This is a genomic window from Microbacterium sp. CFSPD4_SD4, assembly GCF_057364585.1.
Genome location: NZ_JBNFOC010000002.1, coordinates 209,758 through 230,920 on the forward strand (window position 1 = coordinate 209,758; position 21,163 = coordinate 230,920).

At 70.2% G+C, this 21,163-nt stretch carries 24 protein-coding genes and 1 pseudogene; 6 read left to right on the plus strand and 19 right to left on the minus strand.

What is annotated here, in order from left to right; all coding sequences use genetic code 11:
* Positions 1-51 precede the first annotated feature (51 nt).
* From rplI to rpsF, 4 genes are all read right to left on the minus strand, one after another.
* Positions 52-504 (minus strand): 50S ribosomal protein L9, encoded by a 453-nt coding sequence (rplI, locus tag AC2W7E_RS05060; RefSeq protein WP_025102814.1) that lies wholly within the window; start codon positions 502-504, stop codon positions 52-54.
* A gap of 11 nt (positions 505-515) precedes the next feature.
* Positions 516-770 (minus strand): 30S ribosomal protein S18, encoded by a 255-nt coding sequence (gene rpsR / locus AC2W7E_RS05065; RefSeq protein WP_017203799.1) that lies wholly within the window; start codon positions 768-770, stop codon positions 516-518.
* A 71-nt stretch (positions 771-841) separates the two neighbouring features.
* The gene (locus AC2W7E_RS05070) at positions 842-1,342 is read right to left on the minus strand and encodes a single-stranded DNA-binding protein (RefSeq protein ID WP_062637790.1); all 501 of its coding nucleotides are present in this window, start codon (positions 1,340-1,342) and stop codon (positions 842-844) included.
* 5 nt (positions 1,343-1,347) lie between these two features.
* Complete coding sequence (gene rpsF, locus AC2W7E_RS05075; protein WP_021201450.1) at positions 1,348-1,716, minus strand: 30S ribosomal protein S6; 369 nt, start codon at positions 1,714-1,716, stop codon at positions 1,348-1,350.
* Between the two features lie 224 nt (positions 1,717-1,940).
* Here rpsF and AC2W7E_RS05080 point away from each other — a divergent pair, with 224 nt between their 5' ends.
* Positions 1,941-2,645 (plus strand): hypothetical protein, encoded by a 705-nt coding sequence (locus tag AC2W7E_RS05080; protein WP_085605367.1) that lies wholly within the window; start codon positions 1,941-1,943, stop codon positions 2,643-2,645.
* Between the two features lie 59 nt (positions 2,646-2,704).
* Here AC2W7E_RS05080 and AC2W7E_RS05085 read toward each other — a convergent pair whose 3' ends face one another.
* From AC2W7E_RS05085 to AC2W7E_RS05110, 6 genes and pseudogenes are all read right to left on the minus strand, one after another.
* On the minus strand, positions 2,705-3,544 hold the full coding sequence (locus AC2W7E_RS05085) for an ABC transporter ATP-binding protein (RefSeq protein WP_025102817.1): 840 nt from the start codon (positions 3,542-3,544) through the stop codon (positions 2,705-2,707).
* Positions 3,537-4,352 carry an ABC transporter ATP-binding protein gene (locus AC2W7E_RS05090; RefSeq protein WP_062765819.1) on the minus strand — a complete coding sequence of 272 codons (816 nt, stop codon included), beginning with the start codon at positions 4,350-4,352 and terminating at the stop codon, positions 3,537-3,539. Before AC2W7E_RS05090 ends, AC2W7E_RS05085 begins: the two co-directional genes overlap by 8 nt.
* Entirely contained in the window at positions 4,349-5,260 is a 912-nt protein-coding gene (locus tag AC2W7E_RS05095; RefSeq protein ID WP_062765822.1) for an ABC transporter permease, read from the minus strand. Before AC2W7E_RS05095 ends, AC2W7E_RS05090 begins: the two co-directional genes overlap by 4 nt.
* The gene (locus AC2W7E_RS05100) at positions 5,257-6,318 is read right to left on the minus strand and encodes an ABC transporter permease (protein WP_025102820.1); all 1,062 of its coding nucleotides are present in this window, start codon (positions 6,316-6,318) and stop codon (positions 5,257-5,259) included. Before AC2W7E_RS05100 ends, AC2W7E_RS05095 begins: the two co-directional genes overlap by 4 nt.
* 10 nt (positions 6,319-6,328) lie before the next feature.
* Positions 6,329-7,288 carry an ABC transporter substrate-binding protein gene (locus AC2W7E_RS05105; RefSeq protein WP_485988673.1) on the minus strand — a complete coding sequence of 320 codons (960 nt, stop codon included), beginning with the start codon at positions 7,286-7,288 and terminating at the stop codon, positions 6,329-6,331.
* A 152-nt stretch (positions 7,289-7,440) separates the two neighbouring features.
* A pseudogene (locus tag AC2W7E_RS05110) lies at positions 7,441-7,938 on the minus strand (ABC transporter substrate-binding protein); the annotation flags it as partial.
* 124 nt (positions 7,939-8,062) lie between these two features.
* Here AC2W7E_RS05110 and AC2W7E_RS05115 point away from each other — a divergent pair.
* On the plus strand, positions 8,063-8,650 hold the full coding sequence (locus tag AC2W7E_RS05115) for an Lrp/AsnC family transcriptional regulator (RefSeq protein WP_234024180.1): 588 nt from the start codon (positions 8,063-8,065) through the stop codon (positions 8,648-8,650).
* Between the two features lies 1 nt (position 8,651).
* Here AC2W7E_RS05115 and AC2W7E_RS05120 read toward each other — a convergent pair whose 3' ends face one another.
* Positions 8,652-9,011 carry an avidin-fold protein gene (locus AC2W7E_RS05120; protein ID WP_231729533.1) on the minus strand — a complete coding sequence of 120 codons (360 nt, stop codon included), beginning with the start codon at positions 9,009-9,011 and terminating at the stop codon, positions 8,652-8,654.
* A 65-nt stretch (positions 9,012-9,076) separates the two neighbouring features.
* On the opposite strand from AC2W7E_RS05120, the gene AC2W7E_RS05125 reads away from it, so the two are divergent.
* Positions 9,077-9,982: a hypothetical protein gene (locus AC2W7E_RS05125; protein ID WP_485988674.1), complete on the plus strand. Its 906-nt coding sequence runs from the start codon at positions 9,077-9,079 to the stop codon at positions 9,980-9,982.
* Positions 9,979-11,067: a hypothetical protein gene (locus AC2W7E_RS05130; RefSeq protein WP_485988675.1), complete on the plus strand. Its 1,089-nt coding sequence runs from the start codon at positions 9,979-9,981 to the stop codon at positions 11,065-11,067. The genes AC2W7E_RS05125 and AC2W7E_RS05130 overlap by 4 nt, the downstream gene beginning before the upstream one ends.
* Positions 11,068-11,291: 224 nt before the next feature.
* Here AC2W7E_RS05130 and AC2W7E_RS05135 read toward each other — a convergent pair whose 3' ends face one another.
* A complete protein-coding gene (locus AC2W7E_RS05135) occupies positions 11,292-12,605 on the minus strand; it encodes a glycosyltransferase (RefSeq protein ID WP_485988676.1) in 1,314 nt (437 codons plus the stop codon).
* Between the two features lie 63 nt (positions 12,606-12,668).
* Here AC2W7E_RS05135 and AC2W7E_RS05140 point away from each other — a divergent pair, with 63 nt between their 5' ends.
* Positions 12,669-13,307 (plus strand): TetR/AcrR family transcriptional regulator, encoded by a 639-nt coding sequence (locus AC2W7E_RS05140; protein WP_062765837.1) that lies wholly within the window; start codon positions 12,669-12,671, stop codon positions 13,305-13,307.
* 4 nt (positions 13,308-13,311) lie between these two features.
* Here the strand turns inward: AC2W7E_RS05140 and AC2W7E_RS05145 are convergent, their stop codons facing one another.
* Both AC2W7E_RS05145 and AC2W7E_RS05150 read right to left on the minus strand, forming a co-directional pair.
* Complete coding sequence (locus tag AC2W7E_RS05145) at positions 13,312-14,058, minus strand: 3-hydroxybutyrate dehydrogenase (RefSeq protein ID WP_485988677.1); 747 nt, start codon at positions 14,056-14,058, stop codon at positions 13,312-13,314.
* Entirely contained in the window at positions 14,055-15,440 is a 1,386-nt protein-coding gene (locus AC2W7E_RS05150; RefSeq protein WP_485988678.1) for an MFS transporter, read from the minus strand. Before AC2W7E_RS05150 ends, AC2W7E_RS05145 begins: the two co-directional genes overlap by 4 nt.
* A 103-nt stretch (positions 15,441-15,543) precedes the next feature.
* Between AC2W7E_RS05150 and AC2W7E_RS05155 the strand changes: the two genes are divergently transcribed.
* Positions 15,544-16,455, plus strand: coding sequence for a LysR family transcriptional regulator (locus AC2W7E_RS05155; RefSeq protein ID WP_062765846.1), 912 nt, complete (start codon positions 15,544-15,546; stop codon positions 16,453-16,455).
* 7 nt (positions 16,456-16,462) lie between these two features.
* Here the strand turns inward: AC2W7E_RS05155 and AC2W7E_RS05160 are convergent, their stop codons facing one another.
* The 5 genes from AC2W7E_RS05160 to AC2W7E_RS05180 all read right to left on the minus strand — a co-directional run bounded on the left by AC2W7E_RS05160 (position 16,463) and on the right by AC2W7E_RS05180 (position 21,100).
* Positions 16,463-16,867, minus strand: a complete 405-nt coding sequence (locus tag AC2W7E_RS05160; RefSeq protein WP_485988679.1) for an arsenate reductase ArsC — start codon at positions 16,865-16,867, stop codon at positions 16,463-16,465.
* Positions 16,868-16,948: 81 nt separating this feature from the next.
* The gene (locus AC2W7E_RS05165) at positions 16,949-17,338 is read right to left on the minus strand and encodes a DUF779 domain-containing protein (protein ID WP_085605273.1); all 390 of its coding nucleotides are present in this window, start codon (positions 17,336-17,338) and stop codon (positions 16,949-16,951) included.
* Positions 17,339-17,408: 70 nt separating this feature from the next.
* Positions 17,409-18,959 (minus strand): acetaldehyde dehydrogenase ExaC, encoded by a 1,551-nt coding sequence (exaC, locus tag AC2W7E_RS05170; protein ID WP_249521436.1) that lies wholly within the window; start codon positions 18,957-18,959, stop codon positions 17,409-17,411.
* A 169-nt stretch (positions 18,960-19,128) separates the two neighbouring features.
* Positions 19,129-20,451: a GAF domain-containing protein gene (locus AC2W7E_RS05175; protein ID WP_338567015.1), complete on the minus strand. Its 1,323-nt coding sequence runs from the start codon at positions 20,449-20,451 to the stop codon at positions 19,129-19,131.
* Positions 20,452-20,533: 82 nt separating this feature from the next.
* The gene (locus AC2W7E_RS05180) at positions 20,534-21,100 is read right to left on the minus strand and encodes a TetR/AcrR family transcriptional regulator (protein WP_062765852.1); all 567 of its coding nucleotides are present in this window, start codon (positions 21,098-21,100) and stop codon (positions 20,534-20,536) included.
* Between the last annotated feature and the right edge of the window lie 63 nt (positions 21,101-21,163).

Sequence of the window (21,163 nt, forward strand, 5' to 3'; positions counted from 1 at the left end):
CCCGGAGGACAGGGGGCGTTCCGTTCGACAGGCGCGCGCCCGTCGGGTGCCTTACTTGGCGGCGACGACCTGCAGCGTGATGACGGCAGTGACGTCCTCGTGCAGACGCACGGTCGCCTCGTGCTCACCGGTCGCCTTGATGGGCGAGGGGATGTGCACCTTGCGCTTGTCGATCGAGCCGAGGCCCGCAGCCGTGACGGCCTCTGCGACGTCGGCGGTCTTCACCGAGCCGAACAGACGGCCTTCCTTGCCGGCCTTCACCGCGAGACGCACCTTGGTGCCCTCGAGGGTGTTCTTCAGGGCCACAGCCTCGTCGCGGTCGTGGATCGCGCGTGCCTGACGCGCGGCCTGGATCGACGCGACCTGCTTTTCGCCACCACGGGTCCACGCCGTAGCGAAGCCCTGGGGGATGAGGTAGTTGCGGGCGTACCCGTTCTTGACCTCGACCACGTCACCGGCGCTACCCAGCCCGGCGACCTCGTTCGTGAGAATCAGCTTTGCCATCTCAGTACCCCTTACCGGCCGGCGCCAGCGTAGGGCAGGAGCGCCATCTCGCGCGCGTTCTTGATCGCGGTGGCGATCAGACGCTGCTCCTGCACCGACACACCGGTGATGCGACGGGCGCGGATCTTGCCGCGCTCCGAGACGAACTTGCGGAGGGTGGCGACATCCTTGTAATCGATGACGCCGACCCGGATGGACTTCGCGGGAGCGGCGTTCTTCGCGCCCTTCCGCGGCTTGCGGCGGTCGCCGCTCGACTTTCCAGCCATTGCTTTTCCTTAGTGATGAGCGGGGTGCGGCCCTTCGACAAGCTCAGGGACCCACCCGTGAAGAAGTGTTTTCAGAAGGGGGTGTCGTCGCCGAAGCTGCCCGGAGTGCTCCAGGCATCGGCGCTGGTCGACGAGCCGGGCGTGGACCACGGCTCCTCCGACACCTGCTGCTGCGCGGGACGGGACTGTCCCCCGCCGCCACCGCCCGAGGCCGCACGGGTGACCTGCGCGGTCGCGTACCGCAGCGAGGGGCCGATCTCGTCGACCTCCAGCTCGATCGCGGTGCGCTGGTTGCCCTCACGGTCCTGGTAGGAACGCTGGCGCAGACGACCCTGCGCGATCACGCGCATGCCCTTGGTGAGCGAGCCCGCCACGTGCTCGGCGAACTCACGCCACACCGAGGCGCGGAGGAACAGCGCTTCGCCGTCCTTCCACTCGTTCGCGGCACGGTCGAAGTTGCGAGGCGTCGATGCGATGGTGAAGTTCGCCACCGGCAGCCCGTTCTGCGTGTAGCGCAGCTCGGGGTCGGCGGTGAGGTTGCCCACCACGGTGATGACGGTTTCGCCGGCCATGAGACTTAGGCCTTCGCAGCCTTGGCGGCCTTGCGGGCAGCCTTCTCTTCGGAGCGCTTGGCCTCGGAAGCGATCATCGCCTGAGCCTCTTCGGCGCGGAGCACCTTGGTGCGCATGATCTGCTCGTTCAGCTTGAGCTGACGGTCGAGCTCCTGCGTGGCGGCGCTGGTCGCGGTGAAGTTGACGACGGCGTAGATGCCCTCGGTCTTCTTCTGGATCTCGTAGGCGAGACGGCGCTTGCCCCAGATGTCGACGTTCTCGATAGAGCCACCATCGTTGGTGATGACCTTCAGGAACTTGTCGAGCGTCGGGGCGACCTGGCGCTCGTCGATCTCGGGGGTCAGAATGACCATGAGTTCGTACTGGTGCGTCACTTACCCACCTCCTTCGGACTAGAACGGCTCTCGGGACTTTCCCGGGAGCAGGAGGGTGTGTGCACGTGCCCGCCCCAGGAGACCGAATGGACGCCGGAAGGCAGACAACCTCGACAGTCTAGCGGAGTTTCCTCGGAGCTGCCTCCCGCACTTCCCGCCCGACCTTGGCATGCTGGAGGGCGTGCCTGGTGACGGTCATCGGCACGGACCTGGAGGGGGGCGCCATGCGCGTCAACAAGTGGGGGGTCGGCGTCGTGCTGGCCGCCGCCGTCATGCTCACCGGATGTTCGGCGGGAGCGTCGGAGAAGCCTGCCGAGTCGAAGCCGAGCGGGGCCGCGTCGCAGGAGGCCGAAGCGCCGTCCAGCGACTGCCCCGAACTGGCCGACGGCGCCACCGTCGACGGCTCGGCCCTCGGCGCCTGCATCGCCGAGGCCATGACCGACACCGCCGGCTACGCCGCCAAGACCGTCGTGATGGGCATGGAGTCCACCACGCGCTTCAACCCGGCCGAGAAGGCGCTGGAGTCGCTCTCCCCGATGGGCTCGATCGTCGCGATCGGCGACGACGTCTGGGTGAAGTCGCCGTCCAGCGACTGGCAGGCCGCCGACCCGTCGTCGAGCGACCCCATCATCGCCGGCCTCAGCACCACCGCGAAGGACGTCACCGCGATGGACCCCGCCGAGACGGCGAAGGCCATCACGGGCGACTTCACCGTGACCGGCACGGGCGAGCGCCTCGGCCAGAAGGTCTACCTCGTCAGCGGCACCGTCGAGCAGGCGGGCACGCCGGTCGAGGTCGTGTTCGAGGTCACCGAGGACTACGTCAACCTCGCCTCGACCAGCTCCGCGACCGTCCAGGGACAGTCGGTCGACGTCGCCCTCGAGATCACCGAGTGGGACGTGAAGCAGGACATCGTCGCGCCGCTCTGATCGGACGGGAAACACGGAAGGGCCGGAGCGCACGCTCCGGCCCTTCGCCGTATCCGGCGTCAGTAGGCGACGGGAGGCACCTCGGCCCAGACCGCACGGTCGTCGGCGGAGGGCGCCTCAGGGATGCGCCCCGTGCCGTCGGGCTCCGGGATCGCGGCGAGCAGCGCCTGCGTGTAGGGGTGCCGCGGCGCCGCCCACAGCTCATCGGTCGGCCCCGATTCGAGCACCCTCCCGCCGAACATGACGAACGTGCGGTCGGCGATGCGGCGCACGACGGCGAGGTCGTGGGAGATGAAGAGCATCCCCGCGCCGGACTCGGCCACCAGATCGCGCATGAGTCCCGCGACGCTCGTCTGGGTGGACGCGTCGAGGGCGGAGATGGGCTCGTCAGCCACGAGCAGCGAGGGCCGCGCGGCGAGGGCCCGGGCGATCGCGATGCGCTGCTTCTGTCCGCCGGAGAACTGATGCGGGAAGCGGGTGCGCACCTCGGCGGGCAGTCCCACCCGCTCCAGCCACTCCTCCACGGTGGAGCCGGCGGCACCGCGCGCACGGGCGGTCGCGATGCCGTCGGAGATCTGGTCGCCGATCCGCCGGCGCGGGTTCAGCGAGGTCGCCGGGTCCTGGAAGACCATCTGGATGCCGGTGAGCGCCGTGTCACGACGGCGGATCCCCAGCGGCGCGACGGGGGCGCCGCGGAACGACACCGTCCCGGCGGCGGTCTTCTCGATGCCGACGACGGCGCGGGCCAGGCTCGACTTGCCGCTGCCGGATTCGCCCACGAGGGCGACCGTCTCTCCCGCCGCGACACTCAGCGAGACGCCGTTGACCGCGATCACGGGCGGGGTGCCCGGGTACCGCACCACCACGTCGCGGGCGTCGAGGACGCTGACCTCACTCATCCGCAGCCTCCTCGGGGCTCTCGTCGATGCGCGACCCCGGCAGGGCCGCGAGCAGCATGCGGGTGTACTCGTGCTGCGGGGCGCGGAAGAGCGTCTCCCGATCGGCGAGCTCGACGATGCGGCCGTCCTTCATGACGGCGACCGTGTCCGCGATCGCACTCATCACGCCCAGGTCGTGGGTCACGAGCAGAACGGCGAGATTCCGCTCGATCGCGAGGTCGCGCAGGAGCTTCAGGATGCCTGCCTGCACCGTCACGTCGAGGGCGGTCGTCGGCTCGTCCGCGAGCAGCACCTCCGGGTCGCACGCGAGGGCGCACGCGATCGCGATGCGCTGCCGCTGTCCGCCGGAGAACTGATGGGGATACCGCTTCAGGGCCTCGGCCGGGTTCGGCACCTGCACGGTCTGGAGCAGCTCCACCGCCCGCTCGCGCGCAGCGGCCCCCTTGAGTCCGAGGTGCACGCGCATGTGGTCGGTGAGCTGGCGGCCGACCGGCAGCTGCGGATGCAGCGAGGCCGACGGGTCCTGGAAGACCATCGCGATGCGCTTCCCGCGGACGCGGTTGAGCCCCCGGCGGTTGCGACCGACGAGCTCCTCCCCCGCGAGCAGGATCGAGCCGCCGGTCTTCGCCTGTCGCGGCAGGAGGCCGAGCACCGCCAGGGAGGTGAGCGTCTTACCGGAGCCCGACTCCCCCGCGAGGCCGTGGATGCGCCCGGGTTCGAGCTCCAGGGACACGCCCTTCACCAGCGGACGGCCGATGTCGATCGTGAGGTCGCGGATGCTCAGCGTCGCCGTGCTCTGCGCGGTCATGCGGGCACCCCCGTCGCGGAGGCGGTGTGCTCCGCCTGCTTCTCGTGTGTGATCTCGGCTGTCGGGTCGAGCACGTCGCGCATCGCGTCGCCCAGGAAGTTGAACGCGAGCACCACGGTGAGGATCGCGAGTCCCGGGAAGACTCCGAGCCACCAGGCGTCGAAGTTCTGCATCGCCCCGGAGATCATCGACCCCCACTCCGCCGTCGGCGGCTGCGCACCGAGACCGAGGAAGGAGAGCCCTGAGAGGAGCAGGATCGCCGCGCCGATGTCGAGCGTCGCGAGCACGAGGACCGGGCCGGCGATGTTCGGCAGGATGTCGACGAAGAGCGTGCGCAGCGGCGAGTGGCCGAGCAGGCGCCCGGCGATCACATAGTTCTGCCCGCGGAGACCGAGCACGATGCTGCGGGTGACGCGGGCGTACTGCGGCCACGAGACCACGATCGCGGCGATGACGGCGTTGAACAGCGAGGGGCCGAGCGAGGCCGCGACCACCATGGCGAGGATCACGGTCGGGAAGGCCATGAAGAGGTCGGTGATGCGCATGAGCGTCTCGTCGACGGCGCGCCCGAAGTACCCGGCGACCGCGCCGATGAGGGTGCCGATGATGAGGGCGGCGATCACGAGCATGAGCGCGAGCGGCAGACTCACCGTCGCGCCGGTCATCAACCGGGAGAAGATGTCGCGGCCGTTGCCGTCGGTACCGAGGATCGTGTCGATGCCCGGCGGCTGCAGGCGCGGCAGCACCTGCGCGTTCGGCGGGTAGGGCACCCACCACTGCGCGGTGAAGGCGACGATGATCCACGCACCGGCGATGACGGTGCCGATGATGCCGAGCGGAGTGCGCCAGGCACGCGGCCAGCGGAAGCGGAAGCGTCCGGCGGGGGTCGCTGCGGCGATGCGGCTCATGCGATCCTCACTCTCGGGTCGAGCACGCCGTAGAGCAGGTCCACGATGAAGTTGATGAGGAGGTAGATGACGCCGACCACGAGACCGACGCCCATGATGCCGGGCAGGTCGAGGTTGGCGGCGGAGTTGTAGGCGTAGGTGCCCAGCCCCGGCCAGGCGAACACCGACTCGACGAGCACGGTTCCGGAGAGCAGGGCCCCGAACGCGACACCCACCACGGTGAGGATCGGCAGCGAGGCGCCCCGGAGCACATAGTCGATGATGACGCGCATCGCCGGCAGGCCCTTGGCCCGGGCCGCGCGCACGTAGTCGCTGCCGAGGACCTCGAGCACCGACGTGCGGATGAAGCGGGTGAGCAGTCCGATGGTCACGAGCGAGAGCACCATGACCGGAAGCGCGAGGTGCGCGAGGGCGTCGAAGAAGCCCACCGCGTCGCCGTTGAGCAGGTAGTCGACCGTGTAGAGCCCGGTCACGCGCGGCGGCGGGGTGATCGACGGCGAGATGCGTCCGGAACCCGGGGCGATCCGCAGCTCCAGGAAGAACACGTAGAAGCTGACCAGAGCGAGCCAGAAGGTCGGGACGCTGAGCCCGACGAGCGTGACGACGCGGATGACCTGGTCGGTGACGAGGCCGCGGCGGTAGGCGGCCAGGGTGCCGAGCACGATGCTGACCGCGAGGCTGACGATGATCGCGCCGATCGCGATCTCGATGGTCGCGGGCACGGCGGTGGCGAGGTCGCTGGTGACCGGGCGTCCGGTCACCAGCGACGTGCCGAGGTCCCCGCGGAGCAGGTTCCCCATATAGATGAAGTACTGCACGAACAGTGGCTGGTCGAGTCCGTTCGCCTTGATGAACGCCTCGCGCGTCGCGGGGTTCTGCGACGCGCCCTCACCGAGCGCGGCCGAGACCGGGTCTCCCGGCACCAGGTTGGTGAGCGCGAACGTGACGATCGTCACGCCCACCAACAGGAGCAGAGAGGTCCCGGCCCGCCGCAGCAGGTATCCGACGAGAGGCGAGCGGCGCCGCTGCGCCTGCCTCTGCACGGCCACTGTCGTCATGGCGATCCGCTCAGCCGGCCGGCTGGATCTCGGCGATGTCCATCTCCCACACGGAGTTGTACACGGCGCCGGACACGCTGGAGGCGGAGGAGATGTTGCGACCGGGGACGATCAGCGGCACGAACGGGCCCTCGGCCTGCATGGCCTCGGCGAACTCGGTGAAGGCCTCGGTGCGCTGCTCGGCGTCGGTCGCGGCGGCCGCACCGGCGGCGATGCCCGCGATCTCCGGGTTGGCCTCGGCCGCCCAGCCGGCGCGGAGGCCGACCTTCAGACCCGGGGCGAAGGGGAGGAAGTTCGCCGAGTCGGCGTAGTCCGGACCCCAGAACCACAGACCGAAGCCCTCGGTGCCGTTGACGTACGCGTCGAGCTCGGTCGCGAACGGTGCCGGAGCCAGGTCTACGGCGATGCCGGCGTCCTCGAGCTGCGCCTGGATGCGCTCCGCGAGCGGGGTGAACTCCACGCCGCCGACCGGGTAGTCGTTCGGGAACTGGAGCTTGAGGGTCTGACCGGTGTACCCGGCCTCCTCCAGCGCGGCCTTCGCCTTGTCGAGGTCCTGCTTCACGCCGCTGTCGAGGGCACCCTCGAACCCGGGCGGGATGACGCCGGTCGCCTGGACGGCACCGGCGCCGGCGAGCTCGAGCAGCGCGTCGTAGTCGAGCGCGTAGCGGATGGCCTCCGCGATCTTCACGTTCGCGAGGTCACCGCCGGCTTCGCCCTGGTTGAGCAGCAGGAAGATGGTCTGGCCGGACGGGACCGAGTCGACGCTGATGTCGTCGCCGAGACCGGCGACCTGGTCGCCGTTGAGATCCATCGCGACCATCGAGTCGCCGCCCTTGAGGTTGGCGAGCTGCGTCGCGCTCTCCGAGACGTTGCGCACGACGACGCGGCTGTAGGCCGACTCCTCGTCGCCGTTGTACTCGTCGTTGCGCGTGAGCACGACCTGCGAGCTGAGGTCGAGCGTGTCCAGCACGAACGGGCCGGATCCGCGGACTCGCCGTCGAGGAAGCCCTGGGCGCTGTCGGAGCCGTCGGTGCTTCCGCCGTTCTCCATCACGACGTCGGCGTTGACGATGCCGAGCGCCGGGTTCGCGAGGATCGCGGGGAGCTGCAGCAGCGGGGTCTCCGAGGTGAACCGGATGGTCTTGTCGTCGACCTCCTCGATCGTGAGGCCGCCGAGCAGGAAGTTCGGCTTGGCGTCTTCCATGCCCTGGATGCGCTGCAGCGAGAACACGACGTCCTTCGCCTCGATGGGCGAGCCGTCGGAGAACACGCGGTCGCCCTCGAGCGTGAACGTGAACTCGGTCGCCTCGTCGTTCTGCTCCCACGACGCGAGGCCCGGGACCGGAGTGGAGACGTCGGAGCCCTCGAAGTCGACGAGGGTCTCGTACAGCGCCTTCGCGATCATGTTGCCGGTCGGGTCGTACGTGTGACCCGGGTCGGCCGTCTCGATCGAGAACGCGGTGTCGATGACGAGGGAGTCGGAGCCCTGGGACGACTCGGAGGTGTTCGCCGAGTTCCCTCCCGAGCAACCTGCGAGCGCCAGGAGCGCGACGGCTCCGAGCGCGATGACCGGCGTGATACGGCGTGACGACATCAGGGCCTCCAAGGGCGAGGAGTACATTCGGGTCCGGTCGCCACCGATGTGGACGACCGGGGATCAGATTCGCATCATATGCGACGATGTGTCCAGCAAGTGCGCGTCACACAGGCACGCATTGTCGAGAACCTCGGATGTGAGGAGCAATATGTCCAGCAAGGACGCGGATCCGTCGAAGCAATCTGGACGAAGTGCCGCCCCTTTGGATGAGACGGCGTACAGAATCCTCGATGTGCTGCGCGATAACGGTCGCGTCTCGATCGCCGCGCTGGCCGAGAAGGTGGGCATCTCGCGGGCCAGCGCGTACACGCGGGTCGAGTCGCTCGTGCACGACGGCGTCATCACCGGATTCAGCGCCCGCGTGGATCAGGCAAAGGCCGGGCTGTCGATCGGAGCCCTCGTCTTCGTGACCGTGATGCCGCAGGCCTGGGCCTCGTTCCGGGAGCGGATCATCGAGATGCCGGACGTGGAGTGGTGCGCGATCACGACCGGGGAGCACGACGCGATGCTGCTCATCCGCGCGGTCGACGTGAGCGGTGTGCACGAGTTCTCGACGGGAGTCATCGCGCAGCTTCCCGAGGTGCGGACGGTGGTCAGTGTCGTCGTGCTCGACGAGGTCATCCGGCGGCCCTACCTGCTTCCCGGAGACCTGCCGGAGCGGCAGACGGAGGTTCCGCTCGGGATGACGCGATGGACGCCCGCCTCGCCCGGGCGGGATGCGCTCCCGCCGCGCTGAGTCAGGCGGCGGGGATCTCCTCGACGACACTGAGCTGCGGGAGGCCGTGCATCTCGTAGTGCTCCACCAGACGGATGCGGCCGTCGTCGGTGAGCTCCAGCTCGCTCTCGCCATCGCCGGTGACCACGGTGCCGTCGGCCTTGAGCACATGGACGAACGAGACCCAGATCGTGTCGCCGGTGCGCGTGCCGACGAACTTCCCGAAGGTGACCGTGTCGCCCTCGTAGCCGCCCCAGATCGCGCCGTCGCGTTCGAAGTACTCGAAGACGCTGGGGGCGTCGGGGTCGACGGCGGAGGTCGTGGACGAGACCATGCGGAAGCGTCGGCCGTCGAGGGAGGGGAGGGTGGCGGTGGCAGTCACCCCTCGATTATGGGGGATCGACGGCCGCGGCTCGCGTCGTCGGACGCGGCCGGTACCGTGGTCGCATGGAGTGGATCGCAGACCCCGGCGTCGGCGCGTGGCTGCGGGAGACCCTCGACGACGGTCTGGGGAGCATGCACGCGGTCGTCCCCCGCGGCTTCCCCGCGTACGCCCGGATCTTCCATCCCGCCACGGTGCGGGAGAGTCCCACGGCGGCGGGTTCCGACGTGCGCGTCAGCTGGGCGGACACCGCCGCCGCCTTCGGCACGACGATGCACGCAGAGGCGCAGTGGCACCGGATCGTGCGCACTCCCGTCGACGCCGACTGGCGGACCCGCATCGCTCCGGACGGCCGCGAGTTCACGGCGCCGATGGAGGGCGCGCTCGACAGCGACCTCGTGACGGTCCTGGGCGGGCACCTCGCCGCCCACACCGCGACACCGGACGACGGGGTCGTCGCGCTCTGGGAGGGATTCGGCGGTGTGGTCGGCTTCTTCGGAGACGGGCCGTCCCGTGTCTTCCTCACGTTCAGCGAAGACCCGCACCATCAGGCGATGCTCGACCGCAGCACGCACGACCCCTTCAACAACGTCTTCCGGAAGCCCACCTGGCAGGACGGCATCCTCTCCCGCGAGATCTCCGAAGGGCCCCGGCTGCAGCTCCCGGGGCGCGACTACGTGCTGTTCTCCGGGGGCGCCCAGGCCTTCGCGAATCCGGACTGGGTGCTCGACGTGCCGTGGCGCGATCGGGTCGGCGAGGAGCACGGCTTCCCGCCCGCCGCCCAGAGCCCGAACATCCTCTGGCCCGCCGATCGCGCCTGGGTGACGGTCTCGGAGATCGACTACGACTCCACCATCGTGGCGGGCTCGCCCGACCTCATCCGCGCGATCTGCACCGACGAGCGGCTGGAGGCGCAGGCCCTGCGCGAGGGCGCCGACCTCACGTGGGACGCCGACGAGGTCAACCGATGACGTCTCCGCAGGCGTCGGCGTCGTTCGATGCGCGCCCCCTCACCGATCCGGTCGACCCGGCCGCCGTCCGCGCCTTCACGGCGGAGCTCCGGTCCCGGCGGACGACCGGCATGGCGGTGTCGTCGATCATCGCCGTCGTGGCCGTCGCGATCGCCGGGGTCGTGATGCTTCCGATCCTCGCCTCCGTGGTGGTGGCGCTGGCAGCGGGAAGCGGCTCCCCCGCCGCGGCGGCGATCCCCCTCGTGCTCCTCCTGCTGGTGGCCGCGGGGGTGGGCGTGCTCATCTGGATGGGCGTCCGCAAAGCGCGCACCGCCCGGTACCGCCTGCACCGGTTCGCCCAGGCCAACGGCATGACGTACGAGCCGCGCGTGGACGATCCGCCGCTCCCCGGAATGATCTTCCATCTCGGCCGCTCGCGCATGGCCACCGACCTGGTCCGCGGCACGAATCCGCGGTTCGTGGAGTTCGGCAACTACCAGTACACGGTGCAGTCCGGGAAGAACTCGACGACGTATCGCTGGGGCTATGTGGCCGTGAAGCTGGATGTGCCCCTGCCGAACATCGTGCTCGACGCGAAGGGCAACAACGGCTTCGGCTCCAACCTGCCGGCCTCGTTCCAGCGGGCACAGCGCCTGTCGCTCGAGGGCGACTTCGACCAGCACTTCACCCTGTACTGCCCGGACGGCTACGAGCAGGACGCGCTCTACCTCTTCACGCCCGACATCATGGCGCGCTTCATCGACAACGCCGCGCAGCTCGACGTCGAGATCGTCGACGACTGGCTGTTCCTCTACACGCCCCGCCGCGCGTCCACGCTCGACCCGGCGACCTGGGCGTGGCTGTTCGGGACGGTGGGGGCGCTCTTGACCAAGCTCGACCAGTGGGCGCGGTGGCGCGACGACCGCCTCGCCGCCGCGGCGACGCCCGGGGGCCACGCTCTCCCGTTCGCTGCGCCGGCCGGGATGATCACCCCACCGCCGGGGGTCGCGCCGCAGGGTCGGCGCCTCAAGCACACGGGCACCTGGGTGCCGATCGTCGTGGTGATCGGATTCGCGGTCTTCTGGATGCTCAGCCGCTGGAACTGAGGCCGAACCCGATGTGGGGGTGGGTGCCGTTCTGGGGAACCGACGCCCACCCCATCCCCCCTCGGGATCGAAAGGAATTCGACGTTCCCTCCGCATTGACGGTTCGACCGTCCCGCCCGTGGTCAGCTGGGGACTGACGCTGCGTGGCGATACCGGGATGGTATACCGGCAGACGTTGCACCCGGTTGCGTTCATGCGCGGGAATGCACTTTCCCGCGCGGCGCTCAGCGGTGCATCGAACTGTCGGCCGCGGCCCCTGTCGCGGTCTCCGCGGCCAGGACCGTGTCGAGCGTCTGCCAGGCGTCCGCAGCGCGCATCGCCTCTCCGACCTGCCGCGCGCGATCCCGGAACGTCGGCTCGGCCAGCACCCGGCGCACGGCCTCGGCGACCTGTCCCGGCTTCGGCGCATTCGTCCGCAAGTTGATGCCCACCCCGGTCCACCCGACTCGGGCGGAGACCTCGACCTTGTCCTCCGTCTGCCCCGCGACCACCAGCGGGACGCCCTGGGCAAGGGCCTGCTGCACCCCGCCGAAACCGCCGTTCGTGACGAACACGTCGACCTCCGGCAGCAGCCGGTCGTAGGGCAGGTACTCGGCGACGCGGACGTTCGCCGGGAGCTCCGCCGGGAGCGCGTCGACAGGACGTCCGCCGGTGGAGACCACCACGAGAGCGTCCGTCGCGGCGAGCCCGGCGATCGTGGGAAGCACGAGCTGGCCGAAGTCGGCGTTGGCGATCGTCCCCTGACTGACATGGATCACGGGCCGCCGTCCGTCCAGGTCGGACCACCACTCGGGCAGTGGCACGGTCGCCGCCGCCGCGGGCAGGGGGCCGGCGAAGTGCACGGACGCCGGGAGGTCGGAGCGCGGGTACTCGAACGCCGGCACCGAGAACTGCACGTACGCGTCGGCGCGGCCCGCCCAGTCGAGCACGAATCCGCCGAGATCGCGGCCGACCGCCTCGCGCGCCATGGCATCGGCCTCCTTCTGCACACCCCCGAAGATCACGCGCTCCGCCACCAGACGCAGGAAGGCGTTGCGCACCCGTCCGAACGGCCCCCGCATCGGCGTGACTCCGAGCCCGAACGGGGCCGTGTCGACACTGCGGGCGCCGAGCGGGAAGATGCCGAGGACCACGACCGGGGGCCGTTCGGCCTTCGGCAGCCGCTGCAGCAGCGCCGCACCGACGAACAGCGGCTCGGTGAGGACGGCGTCGATGCGGTTCCGCGCCAGCTCGACGCGCACGGCCTCGAGCTGAGCCCGGCCCGGGCGGATGAAGAGAGTGCTCATGTCGAAGCGGAGGGCGGCCACCCCGGTGAGACCTTCGCGCTCGGGGAACGCGCCGTTCGCGTCGTCGAGATCGACGTCGGCCTCCGCCGGCAGCGGAAGGAACCGCGCGCCCGCCGTGGTCACCTGCTCCTCATACCGGGTGCTCGTGAGGAAGAGGACGTCGTGCCCGCCCGCGACCAGGTGCCTGGCGACCTGCAGCAGCGGGAGCACATGCCCGTGGGCGGGAGTGCAGGTGAGGAGGTAACGGGACATGGCGGCTCTCTCGATAGGGTTGGTTGTACCGTTGAAGTATTCATCACCCCTTGAGGAAAGTCAATGACGTCGAGTGCACGCCCCTACCGCTCCGTCCTGCGGACCCGACAGGCCGAGGAGACCCGTGCGCGCATCGTCGCGGCAGCCGCCCGCCTGTTCGCCGCGCAGGGATACCAGGCGACGACGATCTCCGCGATCGCCAAAGAAGCCGGGGTCTCCGCGGAGACGGTGAAGACCACGGCGGCGAAGGCGGAGTTGCTCATCGCCGCCTTCGAGGTCACCTTCTCCGGCTCGGAGGCCGCCGAGACCCTCGCCGACACCGAGGCCGGCTCCGGGTTGACGACTCTGCCGGACGACGTCTTCCTCGACGCGGTCATCGCGCAGATCGGCGCGGCGAACGAGCGGGGGCATGCGCTCTGGACGGTCCTCCTGGGCGCGGCGCTCTCCGACCCGGTCGTCGACGCCGCCCTCCAGCGCATCCTCGCGAACCGGGCGGCGGACTACCGGGGGTTCGCGGCGGAACTCCAGCGCCGGGGCATCGTCGACTCGGACCACGACGGCGACGCCCTCGCCGACGTGCTGTCGTTCCTGCTCTCGCCGGAGAGCCACCAGCAGCTCGTCGTGCAGTCCGGCTGGTCGCCGGAGCGTTATCGCTCCTGGCTGCGGAGCGCTGTACTCGCCGCGGCCTCTCCGTCGGCGTGACGGCTCACCGCGCGGACCAGCCGCCGTCCATCGTGTAGCTCGCGCCGGTCACCATCCCGGCGGCGTCAGCGGCGAGCCAGACGGCAAGGCCGGCGACCTCCTCCGGCTCCACGAGGCGTTTGATCGCGGCTTCGGTGAGGAGCACCTTCTCCAGGACCTCGTTCTCCGGGATGCCGTGCACCCGCGCCTGGTCGGCGACCTGGCGCTCCACCAGCGGGGTCCGCACATACCCCGGATTGATGCAGTTGCTCGTGACGCCGTGCGCGGCACCCTCCAGCGCCGTGACCTTCGACAGCCCTTCCAGGCCGTGCTTGGCCGCCACGTAGGCCGCCTTGAACGGCGAGGCGCGAAGACCGTGGACGCTCGACATGTTGATGATCCGCCCGAAGCCCCGCTCGTACATCCCCGGGAGTACGGCGCGGGTCAGCAGGAACGGCGCCTCGAGCATCAGCTGCACGAGGAGCGAGAAGCGGGCGGGGTCGAAATCCTCGATCGGGCTGACGTGCTGCACGCCCGCGTTGTTGACGAGGATGTCGGTGTCCAGGCGGAGTGCGGCCAGCGCATCGCGGTCGGTGAGGTCGACCTGCCACGCCTGCCCGCCGATCTCGTCAGCGAGGGCTTCGGCCGCGTCACCGTCGATGTCGGCGATCGTCACGCGGGCGCCCGCCTGCGCGAAGGCTCTCGCGCAGGCGGCACCGATGCCGCTCGCTCCCCCGGTGACGAGAGCACGACGTCCGTGCAGATCCGTCATGCGGCACTCGCAGCCGCGGTGCGGGCGTTCGCGCGGGCGGCATCCGCGTCGTCGATGGCCTGCAGGGACACGCCCTTCGTCTCCCGCAGCGAGAGCACCGCGATCGCCGTGACGATGCAGGCGAACACGATGTAGAGCGCGATCGGCAGCCAGGAGCCGAAGTCCCGGAGCCACTGGATCGCCAGGATCGGCGCCAGCGACCCGGCGAGGATCGCCGTGACCTGCGACCCCAGCGAGACGCCGGAGTACCGCATCCGCGTCGGGAACAGTTCGGCCATGACCGCCGGCTGCGGCGCGTACATGAACGCGTGGAAGCAGAGGCCGATGGTGACGGCGAGCACGATGAGCACGGGGTTCAGGGTGTCGAACATCGGGAAGGCGAAGAAGGCCCAGGTCGCGCTGAGGATCGCGCCGGTCAGGTACACGGGCTTGCGGCCCCAGCGGTCGGCGAGCCGCCCTGCCTGCGGGATGATCGCGAAGTGCACGACGTGCGCGATGAGCAGAGCGAGCAGCAGCTGACTGGTGTCGTACTCGTGGACGGTCTTCAGGTAGACGATCGTGAAGCTGACGACGATGTAGTAGACGATGTTCTCGGCGAAACGGAGGCCCATCGCCTGCACGATCCCGATCGGATACCGGCGCAGCGCCTCGACGACGCCGTAGGAGGTGGCCTTCTCCGCCTCGACCTGCGCCTTCGCCTCCAGGAAGATCGGAGCCTCCTCGACGTTGCGGCGGATGTAGTAGCCGACGAGCACGATCACCGCGGAGAGCCAGAACGCGATGCGCCAGCCCCACTCGAGGAACGCCGCCGAGCTCATCGCCCACGAGCTCACGAGGAGCACGAGCGTGGCGAGCAGGTTGCCGACGGGGACCGCGGCCTGGGGCCAGCTCGACCAGAACGAGCGCGACCGGTCTGGGCTCTGCTCCGCGACCAGGAGGACGGCCCCGCCCCACTCGCCGCCGACAGCGAAGCCCTGGATGAAGCGCAGCGCGACGAGCATCGCGGGCGCCCAGTAGCCGATGCTCTGGAAGCCGGGGAGGCACCCCATGAGGAAGGTCGCGGCGCCGACGATGATGATCGTGGCCTGCAGCGTGGGCTTGCGGCCGAAACGGTCGCCGATCTGACCGAAGACGATGCCGCCGAGCGGCCGCGCGATGAAGCCGACCGCATACGTCACGAAAGCGGCGATGATGCCGTCGAGAGGCGATCCGGTGGCCGGGAAGAAGTAGGTTCCGAAGACGAGGCTGGCGGCGGTCGCATAGAGGAAGAACTCGTACCACTCGACGACGGTGCCGGCCATGGAGGCGGCGACGACGCGCGTGAGCCTCGAGGAGGACGGGGCGGCGGCGGGGTGACCGGAGGCGCGGGTGGGGGCGGTCATTTCTCTCCTTCGGTGTCGACGGTGACACATCCGTTCCAGTGTCGGCACGGGCCGGATTTGCAGCAATGCCCAGTGCCGCGCAGTGGCTGTGCATAATTGCAGCATGGATGCGGCGAAGAGGCCTCGTGCCGACGATCTGCTCGTGCTGCTCGCGGTCGCCCGCACCGGCCGGTACACGAGCGCCGCCGCCCACCTCGGTCTCGATCACACGACGGTGGCGCGCCGCATCGCTGCCCTCGAGGACGCGCTCGGCGGACGGGTCGTCGCGCAATCCGCGTCCGGGTGGGAACTCACCGATCTCGGGCGCACCGCCGCCGAGACCGGTGGACGCATCGAGGCCGCGCTGTCCCAGCTCGACTCCGCCCCCGGCGAGACTCCTGATCCGATCGCCGGCGTCGTGCGCATGTCCGCCACGGACGGCTTCAGCGCCTACATCGCTGCCCCCGCGATCGCAGAGCTGCGCCGAGCACACCCACGGCTGACGGTCGAGATCGTCGCCGCCACGCGGAGGGCCGCCGAGCACCGCGCCGGGCTCGACCTGGAGGTGGTCGTGGGCGCGCCGCAGACCCGCCGCGCGCAGGCCGTGAAGCTCGGCACGTACACCCTCGGCATGTACGCCTCCCGGGACTACCTCGGCCGCACCGGCACCCCGGCATCGCGTGCCGAGGTGGAGCAGCATCGACTCGTGTACTTCGTCGACTCGATGCTCCAGGTGGACGCGCTCGACCTTCCGCGCCGCCTCGTTCCCGGCATGCAGGACGGACTCACCTCGACCAACGTCTTCGTGCACGTCGAGGCCACCCGCGCGGGAGCCGGGATCGGCCTGCTCCCCTGCTTCGCGGCCGACCGGCACCCGGATCTCGTGCGCCTGCTGCCCGAGGTCTTCGCCGAGAAGCTCCCGTACTACATGGTCGCGCGGCCCGAGTCGCTGCGTCTCCCCGCGGTCGCGGCGCTCGCCGAAGCCCTGCGCGCCCGCACGCGTGCTGCCAAGGCGATGCTCGACGGGGCCGGCTGAGCGCCGGTCAGAGCAACTCGGACACGAGGGTTTCGATGCGACCGCGGATGTCGTCGCGGATCGGCCGGACGGCGTCGACCCCCTGGCCGGCGGGGTCGTCGAGCACCCAGTCCTCGTAGCGCGTGCCGGGGAAGAACGGGCAGGCGTCACCGCAGCCCATCGTGATCACCACGTCCGACGCCTGCACGGCCTCGGTCGTGAGCACCTTCGGCTGCTCGGCCGTGATGTCGATGCCGACCTCCGCCATCGCCGCCACCGCGACGGGGTTGATCTCGGCAGCGGGCATCGACCCGGCGGAGCGCACCTCGATGCGGTCGCCGGCGAGGTGCCGGAGGAAGCCGGCGGCCATCTGCGAGCGCCCCGCGTTGTGGACGCAGACGAAGAGGACGGAGGGTCGGTGTGGTGCGTTCACGGGGCCAGCGTATCCCGTTCGAATCGCCTGATTGGCTGCATCTCCGGCCGAAATGGGACCAATCAGGCGATTCGAAAGTCCTCAGACCAGGCCGAGGCTCGCCAGCTCCGCGGGGTCGAGCATCCGCGACCGGATGAGGAACCGCATCCCCGTCGGACCTTCGACGCTGAACCCGGCGCCGCGTCCCGGCACGACATCGATCGTCAGGTGCGTGAACTTCCAGTACTCGAACTGCGAGGCCGACATGAAGACCTCGACCGGATCGTCGAGCCCGACGTCGAGGGCGCCGAGGAGCACGTCGCCGGGGCCGGTGAGGAACATCCCCACCGGGTAGCACATGGGCGCGGAGCCGTCGCAGCAGCCGCCGGACTGGTGGAACATGAGCGGCCCGTGCTGCGCGGTGAGCTCGCGGACGAGCGCGGCGGCGGGGGCGGTCACCGCGACGCGGGCGGGCAGGGCGGCGTCGGCCATGGGGACTCCTTCCGGGATGCCGGGTGTCGGACCGGGCGGCGAGCGCCGTCCGACACCCGGGCGGGGGGGATCAGAAGAAGCCCATCGGACCGTCCGCGTACGAGACGAGGAGGTTCTTCGTCTGCTGGTAGTGGTCGAGCATCATCTTGTGGTTCTCGCGGCCGACGCCCGACTGCTTGTACCCGCCGAACGCGGCATGGGCCGGGTACTGGTGGTAGGTGTTCGTCCACACACGGCCCGCCTCGATCGCCCGGCCTGCGCGGTACGCCGTGTCCCCGCTGCGACTCCACACCCCGGCGCCCAGGCCGTACAGGGTGTCGTTCGCGATCGAGATCGCGTCGTCGAAGTCGTCGAAGCTCGTGACCGAGAGCACCGGACCGAAGATCTCCTCCTGGAAGATCCGCATGTCGTTCGTCCCCTCGAACACGGTCGGCTGCACGTAGTAGCCCTCGCTGAGATCGCCGCCGAGGTCGGCGCGCTCGCCTCCCGTGAGCAGCCGGGCCCCGCCCTGCTTCCCGATGTCGATGTAGCTGAGGATCTTCTCCAGCTGATCGTTCGAGGCCTGCGCGCCGATCATGGTCGCGGGGTCGAGCGGATTGCCCTGCACGACCTTCTTCACACGCTCGAGGCCGTCGGCGAGGAACCCGTCGTAGATGGAGCGCTGGATGAGGGCGCGTGACGGGCAGGTGCAGACCTCGCCCTGGTTGAGCGCGAACATCGTGAAGCCCTCGAGCGCCTTGTCGTAGAACGGGTCGCTCGTGGATCGGGCCACGTCCTCGAAGAACACGTTCGGGCTCTTGCCCCCGAGTTCCAGGGTGACGGGGATGAGGTTCTGCGAGGCGTACTGCATGATGAGGCGCCCGGTCGTGGTCTCCCCGGTGAAGGCGACCTTGCGGATGCGCTTGTGCTGGGCGAGCGGGGCGCCGGCCTCGATGCCGAAACCGTTCACGATGTTGACGACTCCGGCCGGCAGCAGGTCGCCGATGATGTCGAACAGGAACAGGATCGATGCGGGCGTCTGCTCCGCGGGCTTGATGACGATGCAGTTGCCCGCGGCGAGCGCCGGCGCCAGCTTCCACACGGCCATGAGGATCGGGAAGTTCCAGGGGATGATCTGGCCGACGACGCCGAGCGGTTCGTGGAAGTGGTACGCGACGGTGTTCTCGTCGAGCTGGCTGATGCCGCCCTCCTGCGCGCGGAGCACGCCGGCGAAGTAGCGGAAGTGGTCGATGGCGAGCGGGATGTCGGCAGCGAGGGTCTCCCGCACGGGCTTGCCGTTCTCCCAGGTCTCGGCGACCGCGATCTCCTCCAGGTGCTGCTCCATCCGGTCGGCGATGCGGTTCAGGATCACGGAGCGCTCCGCGGGGCTGGTCTTGCCCCAGGCGGTGAAGGCCTTCCAGGCGACGTCGACGGCGCGGTCGATGTCCTCGACGGTGCCGCGGCCGACCTCGGTGAAGGGCTTGCCGTTGACGGGACTGATGTTCTCGAAGTACTGGCCCTTGGCGGGTTCGACGAACTCGCCGCCGATGTAGTGGCCGTAGCGGGGCCGATAACTCGCGACCGCTCCGGGCTGCCCGGGGGCCGCGTAGGCGAGGGACACGTCTTCTTCGACGATGGTCATGGGGTCTCCTTCGACGGGGGCGCCGCGGCGTCGATGCCGCGGTGTTCCCTCGACGCTAGGCCGTCGCCCGTTGCACTCCCGCTGCGCAACGTTGCAGCCGGTTGCACCCGTTCGAATCGCGCACTGTGCTGCATCCGCGGCCGGAATGGGACCAATCGGGCGATTCGAATCAGGTGAGGCGCTCGATCCGGGTCACGAGACCGGCACGACGCGGCGAGCGCGCCGGAAGCATCTCCAAGGCGAGCCGCAGCACCTCCGCGTCCTCGCTCCCCTCGGGAGTGTCCGCGTAGGCGAGCAGCACGTCGAGACTCGCCCCCGACAGCATCACCTCCCGCAGCGCCGCCCGGACCGAGTCACGGAACTCCTCCACGCCGGGTGAGGCCGACTCCGGCAGCACCGGCCCCCGATACGCCGTCAGAGCGACCCGGTGCGCCCCGCGGTCGAGGAGGGACAGCACGTCGTGGGCGTCGGTCTCCAGCGGCACCGGAAGACGATACGGGCGGGACTCCGGCACGAGGTCCGGAGCCGCCCGCTCCAGGACCTTCCGCAGACGCACCATCTCCGGCCGCAAGGTGTCCGGCGAGACGCCGGGGCCGTAGACGAGCTCGGCGAGCCGGTCGGCGGAGAGCCCCTGACGGTGCACGGCCAGCATCAGGAGGATGGCGGCGTGCCGGGCGCTGAGCTCGGTGACCGCCTCCTCGTGCGCCGACACGGTCTCCAGCCGGGCGCGGTCGCGTCCGAGCACGTGCAGTCGCGCGCGGGCGAGGGGTTCCGGCGGCGTCCTGCCGGGCAGTCGTCGAGCCGGAGGCTCCGCCCGTCGCTGCAGCCGGGCCACGAGGAGCTCGGACTCGACCGCTCGCGCCGTGGCGTCGACGAGCAGTCGCGCCTGCGGGGTCACCACCTCCGGTCCCCCGGTGATGTCGATCACGCCCAGGACCCGCTGCGTCTCCGGGTCGCGCACGGGCGCCGCGGTGCACGACCACGGGTGCACCAGCCGGTTGTAGTGCTCGGCCCCGCGGATCTGCACCGACCGTTCCAGGGCGAGCGCGGTGCCGGGAGCGCTCGTGCCCACGGCGTCCTCCGCCCAGTTCGCGCCGGCGACGAACCCCATGCCCTCGGTGAGGGACCGCAGCTGCGCGTCGCCCTCGATCCACAGCAGGCGCCCGGCCTGGTCCCCCACGGCGATCACGACCCCCGAGTCCTCGGAGTCGCCGGGAAGCAGCAGCGCGCGGATCATCTCCATCGCCGAGGCGAGCGGATGAGCCAGACGATAGGCGTCGAGCTCGTCCTCATGCAGATCGAGCGGCGGCAGCCCCTCCGGACCGACGCGGCGGCGCCACGACCGCTCCCACGACTCGCGCACGAGCGGACGCACCTCGCGGAGGCGGTGATCGTCGAGGTTCCCGGCGATGAGCTCCTCGTGCGCACGCTCGACGAGGAGGCGAGACGCCGTCGGCGACGCCTCCCGCGGATCGTGCCACGTCGCAGACACGCGTTCTCCGTTCCTGGAGCCGGGAGCGTGCCCTCAGTGTACGAGGAGGATCGACCGGGCGGAACAGCAGCCGCGGCGGCGGTCAGGGCAGCAGCCCGGCCACGAGATCGTCGATCACGTCGTCGGTGGAGGTCTCCGGGTCGATCGGGGTGGTGAGCCGGTCGAGCAGCAGACCGTCGATCGCGTAGTGGAACAGGGCGATCTCCCGCCGGCCCCCGGGGAGACCCGCCCCGGTGTTGAAGGCGACGTCCGCATCGAAGCCGGCCCGTTGCCAGGCGCCGAGCACGGCGGCGAGCTCGGGACGGCGCGCACTCTCGAGCCGCAGTTCGAAGAGGGCGAGGGTCACGTCGCGATCAGCGGTGAGGCGGCGCACGATGTCCCGGATGTAGTCGGCGAAGAGCTCCCGGCTCGGCGTGATCTCGGCCCTCCGCTCCAGGTCCTCGGGCGTCGGAGCCAGGCGTTCCCCGATGCGGTCGACGAGGCCCTCGATCAGCGCCTCCCTGCTGCGGAAGTAGTTCGACGTCGTCCCCGCGGGGACGTCCGCCTCGGCGTCGACCGCGCGGTGCGTGAGCCCCCGGGATCCCTCGCGGGCGAGCACTGCCAGCCCGGCATCCGCGATCTGCCGTCGTCGCGGCTCATTCCTCGCCATGCCGCCACCCTAGCGCAATCACTACGACTGTTGTACTCTCAACCGCAACAGATGTAGTGATTG